Genomic DNA, 3394 nt, shown 5'->3' on the forward strand with positions numbered 1-3394 from the left:
GGCCGCGCCAGCCGGCGCCAGCGCGGCAGGCAGCCGGCAGCGGCCTCCAGTACGCGCGCGGCCGTCGCCGCACCGCGCGTGACCCCGGACTTCGGCGCCGCCAGCAGCCTGCGCCAGCTGGCGCGGCAGGTGCGTTTCGACACTCTCGGCATCTTCCGCAGCATCCCCTTCATCGTGCTGTTGCTGCTGGGCCTGGCCAATTTCATCCCCTCGGCGCTGTTCCGCCAGAGCCTGTACGGCACGCCGACCTGGCCGGTCACCTCGCAGATGCTGGAGGCCCTGCAGGGCAGCTACAGCTGGCTGCTGGTGCTGATCGTGCTGTTCTACGCCGGCGAGCTGGTGTGGAAGGAACGTACCGCGCGCATCGCCGGCATCACCGACGCCACGCCGGTGCCGAACTGGGTGCCGCTGCTGGGCAAGTTCCTGGCGCTGATCGCCGTGGTGCTGGGTTTCCAGGCCATCGGCGGTGTGGCCTCGATCCTGCTGCAGCTGGCCAAGGGCTACACCCACATCGAACCGCTGCTGTACGCCAAGACCCTGCTGCTGAACTCCACCGTGTTCGTGCTGATGGGCGGCATGGCGCTGGTGCTGCAGGTGCTGAGCAACAACAAGTTCCTCGGCTATGCGCTGCTGATCCTGGTGCTGATCGGGCAGTCGGTGCTGGGCCTGCTCGACTACGCCCAGGACATCTACAACTACGCCAGCGCGCCCAATGCCCCGTATTCGGACATGAACGGCTACGGCCACTTCCTGACCGCGCAACTCGCCTTCCAGGGCTACTGGGCGTTGTGCCTGCTCGTCCTGTTGCTGCTGTGCGCGGCACTGTGGGTGCGCGGCGTGGATGGCGGCCTGCGCACCCGGCTGCGCCTTGCCCGCCAGCGCCTGCGCGGTGGGCTGGGCGTGGCGCTGGGCACGGCCACGCTCGCCTTCGCCGCCTGCGGCGGCTGGCTGTACTGGAACACCAACATCCGCAACGAGTACCTCTCGCCCGATGCCAGGCTGGACCAGCTCGCCTACTACGAGAAGACCTACCGCAGGTTCAAGGACCTGCCGCAGCCGCGCATCGTCGCCGTGGACAACCGCATCGACCTGCATCCGGAGACGCAGTCGGTGCGCATCGATGGCCGCTACCGCATCCGCAACACGCATGCCGTGGCGATCCCGCAGCTGCACATCGCCATCGCCGACGACAAGACCCTGACCGCGCTGGACCTGGGCGCGGCCAGGCTGGACAAGAACGACGCCGACGTCGGCTACCGCATCTACACGCTGGACACGCCGATGCAGCCGGGCGAGGAGCGCGACATCCGCTTCACCGTCGACATCCACCCCGACGGCATTCCCGCCGGCCGCGCGCAGTCCCGCATCGTCGACAACGGTACGTTCTTCAACAGCGGCGTCCTGCCCGGTTTCGGCTACAACGCCGGCGCCGAGATCGAGGACCGCAACGAGCGCCGCAAGCGCGGCCTGGGCGAGCCTACGCGCATGCCCAGGCTGGAGGACGAGGCCGCGCGCGCCAATACCTACATTTCCAACGATGCCGACTGGCTGGCGTTCCGCAGCACCATCTGCACCGCGCCGGACCAGATCGCACTGGCGCCGGGCTACCTGCAGAAGGAATACGAGCGCGACGGGCGCCGCTGCTTCGACTACGCCATGGACCGGCCGATGCTGAACTTCTACGCCTACCTGTCGGCACGCTGGGCGGTGAAGAAGGGCGCGTACAAGGACATCCCGATCGAGATCTATTACGACCCCAAGCATCCCTACAACGTGGACCGGATGATCGAGGGCGTGCAGAAATCGCTGGCCTACTACGAAGCCAACTTCAGCCCGTACCAGCACCGGCAGGTGCGCATCCTGGAGTTCCCCGGCTACCAGTCGTTCGCGCAGAGCTTCGCCAACACCATCCCCTACTCCGAGTCGATCGGCTTCATCGCCGACCTGCGCCGGCCCGACGACATCGACTACGTGTTCTACGTCACCGCGCACGAGATCGCGCACCAGTGGTGGGCGCACCAGGTCATCGGCGCCAACGTGCAGGGCGCGACGGTGCTGTCCGAATCGCTGTCGCAGTACTCGGCGCTGATGGTGATGGAGAAGGAGTACGGCCGCGCCCACATGCGCCAGTTCCTCAAGACCGAGCTGGACCGCTACCTGTCCGGCCGCGGCGGCGAGGACGTGCAGGAGCTGCCGCTGTACCGCGTGGAGAACCAGCAGTACATCCACTACCGCAAGGGCTCGATGGTGTTCTACCGCCTGCGCGAGGAGATGGGCGAGCAGGCCCTGAACCGCGCGCTCGCGCGCTTCATCCAGGCCAAGGCCTTCCAGCAGCCGCCGTACACCACCTCGGCCGAACTGCTGGACTTCATCCGCGCCGAGGCCGGACCGGAGCAGCAGGGGCTGATCACCGACCTGTTCGAGAAGATCAGCTTCTACGACAACCGCGTGGTCGATGCCACCGCCACGCGGCGCGCCGACGGCCGCTACGACGTGACCCTGAAGCTGCACGCCGACAAGCGCTATGCGGACGGGATCGGCAAGGAAACGCCCGGGACGCTGGACGACTGGATCGAGGTCGGCGTGTTCGCCAAGGGCGCCTCGGGCAAGGAGCGCGACGAGAAGGTGCTGTACCTGCAGCGCCACCACATCACCGAGGCGGCCCCGCAGCTCACCGTGACCGTCGACGCGCGCCCCGACGAGGCCGGCTTCGATCCCTACAACAAGCTGATCGACCGCGTCTCGGCCGACAACCGCAAGCGGATCACGCTGCAATGAGACCCATGGCCCGACCCTGACCCGGAGTGCTGCGGTGCGGATTCCGTACCGCAGCGAATGGGTATACATTCGCCAGCAACCGGTAACTCCGGACCACGACACCTGCCCTGGGAGGGGACACATGCGCAAGACCTTCAAGACCCTGTTGCTGGCCCTGCCGCTGGCCATGGCCGGCATCACCGCCGCGCAGGCCGACAACACCAGCGCCGAAGGCCGCTGGCGCCAGATCGACCCGGATACCCACCGCGCCAAGTCCATCGTCGAGATCAGCCGCGCCAGCAACGGCAGCCTGCACGGCCGCATCGTCGAACTGCTCAACCCCAGCCGTCCCAACCCGACCTGCGACAAGTGCAGCGACGACCGCAAGGACAAGCCGATCACCGGCATGGAGATCATCCGCGACATGCGCGCCGACGGCGCCAACAAGTGGAGCGGCGGCAACATCCTCAAGCCCGACGAGGGCAAGGTCTACAAGTCGAAGATGGAGCTGATCGAAGGCGGCGCCAAGCTGCAGGTCTCCGGCTGCATCATGTTCATCTGCAAGTCGCAGACCTGGGAACGCATGTAAGGTGCACCCGCCGCCTGCCGACCCCGCGAAACCCGGCCAAGGCCGGGT

At 67.2% G+C, this 3394-nt stretch carries 2 protein-coding genes; both read left to right on the forward strand.

The genetic code is table 11. The features are described 5' to 3' along the window. Positions 1 to 2778, forward strand: a 2778-nt coding sequence (locus tag QMX80_RS18840) for a M1 family aminopeptidase (protein WP_282278701.1), incomplete at its 5' end; no start/stop codon positions are given. A gap of 121 nt (positions 2779 to 2899) precedes the next feature. Further along, a complete protein-coding gene (locus QMX80_RS18845; protein ID WP_055764584.1) occupies positions 2900 to 3346 on the forward strand; it encodes a DUF2147 domain-containing protein in 447 nt (148 codons plus the stop codon). Positions 3347 to 3394 lie beyond the last annotated feature (48 nt).

The organism is Stenotrophomonas sp. PS02297 (assembly GCF_029959705.1).
Classification (GTDB): Bacteria; Pseudomonadota; Gammaproteobacteria; order Xanthomonadales; family Xanthomonadaceae; genus Stenotrophomonas; species Stenotrophomonas nitritireducens.

Coding starts and splice junctions, on each gene's coding strand:
- QMX80_RS18845 (WP_055764584.1), top strand. CDS start 2,900: ATGCGCAAGACCTTCAAGACCCTGTTGCTGGCCCTGCCGCTGGCCATG.